The sequence below is a fragment of the Massilia eurypsychrophila genome, assembly GCF_002760655.1.
Classification (GTDB): domain Bacteria; phylum Pseudomonadota; class Gammaproteobacteria; order Burkholderiales; family Burkholderiaceae_D; genus JAFCUW01.
The window spans coordinates 1-2,272 of sequence record NZ_PDOC01000067.1 but is presented as its reverse complement, the minus strand read 5'-3'; the positions used below and the strand labels follow the sequence as shown (position 1 = coordinate 2,272).

Annotated in this window: 1 protein-coding gene and 2 pseudogenes; 2 read left to right on the top strand and 1 reads right to left on the bottom strand. The window is 52.8% G+C overall.

Annotated elements, in window-relative coordinates:
• Positions 1-115, bottom strand: a pseudogene (locus CR105_RS27275) (IS6 family transposase); the annotation flags it as partial.
• 545 nt (positions 116-660) lie between these two features.
• Between CR105_RS27275 and CR105_RS27270 the strand changes: the two are divergent.
• Both CR105_RS27270 and CR105_RS29675 read left to right on the top strand, forming a co-directional pair.
• Positions 661-1,554 (top strand): MerR family transcriptional regulator, encoded by an 894-nt coding sequence (locus CR105_RS27270; RefSeq protein WP_099794094.1) that lies wholly within the window; start codon positions 661-663, stop codon positions 1,552-1,554.
• Positions 1,555-1,696: 142 nt separating this feature from the next.
• Positions 1,697-2,116: pseudogene (locus tag CR105_RS29675) on the top strand (transposase); the annotation flags it as partial.
• Positions 2,117-2,272: the final 156 nt, after the last annotated feature.

Below are 2,272 nucleotides of genomic sequence, written 5' to 3'. Positions count from 1 at the left end.
CGCGCTCTTCCATCATCTCCTCGAGGTGCCGGTAGCTCAGCGGGTAGGCCGCATACCAGCGGATGCAGACCAGGATCACATCGATCGGAAAGCGCATCCCTTTGAAGTTGAGCATGTCGAGTCGTCCCGGGGTTCGGGCGCCGCAGCTTACCCGATTACCCCGTCGATGTTCGCTAATGCGACAGAACCTGCCGAAGTGCACAGGCTGCGACAGATCACCTTGCAAAACGCCTTTGAGCGCACGCCAAGCCGCTTCAAGAACCGGCTGCCACAGCACCAGAGGCTGCCAACCGCCGCCTGGATCAATCCGCCGGCCATGGCGAAAAAAGCAGCATGAAAAGGAGATTTAGACTCTCAGCAATTTAACCCAGGTGTTTCAAATTGATTGACACATTCCGGTAGCGATGGCTTCACGTTCTAGGATATGTCTTTCCCCCTCAGTACGGCTGCGGCAGGCAACTTACTCATTAATTTGCCGTGTAGCAGGTAAAAACATCCGAGAAAAACGAACTGTGCGTCACTTTGAAGATAGCCACGGTAGGCTCTGTGACGCAGAATGCGAATATAATTATCCACAGACCTTTCAACGTGAATGCCTAAATAAATGCGCCCGCAAATTACTGAGCAAAGCACTGCTTCCCTCAATATAGGTGAGATCTCGTGCTCAACCGGTATACGGTAGTCAACCTTCGCATATGGGAGCGCCGGTATGGATATCCAAACCCGTCCCGGAGTCCCAATGGTGAGCGCCAGTATTCGATGGCCCATCTCGTCCAGCTTGAGCTTATAACAGATTTGCTCGCCCTAGGTTACCGTCCCGGCAAAGTAGTCGGGCTCAAAATGGACGAGCTTCTTTTGTTACGCGGGAATTACGACCCCAAAGTTGCGCCTTCGCCCCGCGATCAACTTGTGCTTATTCAAATCTGCGTGGATTTAATTAAACGGAAAAGCGGAGCTAAACTTAAGTCCAGTCTAAACCAGGAACTGTTGAACGCAGGTTTGAGCAATTTTGTAATAAATGTCGCGGCACCATTGACAAGGATAGTCCGGGTGGGAAGAACTTCTGGTCGGTTCACTGTTGTAGAAGAATATTTTTTCAATGCGCTGTTGGAGTCTCTCATGCGAGGCGCAATAGTCTTTGCCGCACAAAATTTCACGACCCGGGAGGAAGCAAGGCCCCGAGTTCTCTTAGCCTCCTCCGGAGAGCATAGATCAAACCTAGAATTACTACTGATTGAGGCGCTCTTCGTTTTGGAAGGAGCACATTGCACCTCAATTAGCGCCGTAACATCGTTGAAGCAAGTCACTACAATTGCGAAAAGCTGGGACTTTGACATTGTCGTTGTCTCGTTTTCGCACAAGAAATCACCACGCTCAGCAATCAAAAATATAGGTCAATTACTGAGCGAATTGGGAGGGAAATTACAAGTTTCGGTTGATGCTAGTTGTGTTGGGTTAGTGGGTCGCTCACTTGGATGGGGCTGCCTGTTGGGACTAGACAGTATAGCTAATTCGGTCACTAGCTGGCTGCGCGCGTTGCTTCGATTCGGTTGACGTCGGACCGCAGTACATCATACATTTTCGTCAGCCCAGTAGCCAAATTCGTTTATGCTGATTCCTTGCCAAATCTCAACAGGTGTCAGATGCGGGGCGTTCTCAAAGACCAAGTGCAACACCTTTGCTGTAAGGTGCCGCCATGGCGAAAATCTCCACACATCTGACAACCCAGGAGCGCGCTGTCGTCATGACCATGCGCGCCGACCTGTGATCCACCCGATCCATTGCTAAACGCCTTTGCCGTTCAGCCAGTACGATCAGCCGCGAGCTTAAACGCACCAGCGGCAGCGGCATCTACGATGCCAACCTGGCTCATGCACAGTGCCATGCCCGCCGCCTGCTGCCACGGCGTCTTCCCAAGCTCCACTCTGACGGCGCCTCGTTCCAGGTAGTCCGGCATCAGTTAAAACTGCTCTGGTCACCGCAGCAAATAGCGCTCAAACTGAAGGTCCTTTGGCCCGACACCTCTGAGAAATCTGTGTCCCACGAGACCATCTACAACGCCATCTACATGCACCCCCGCGGCGAACTTAAGCGCGAACTGATCGCCTGTCTTCGCCCGAATGTGTCTGCTTTTTTCGCCATGGCCGGCGGATTGATCCAGGCGGCGGTTGGCAGCCTCTGGGGCTGTGGCAGCCGGTTCTTGAAGCGGCTTGGCGTGCGCTCAAAGGCGTTTTGCAAGGTGATCTGTCGCAGCCTGTGCACTTCGGCAGCG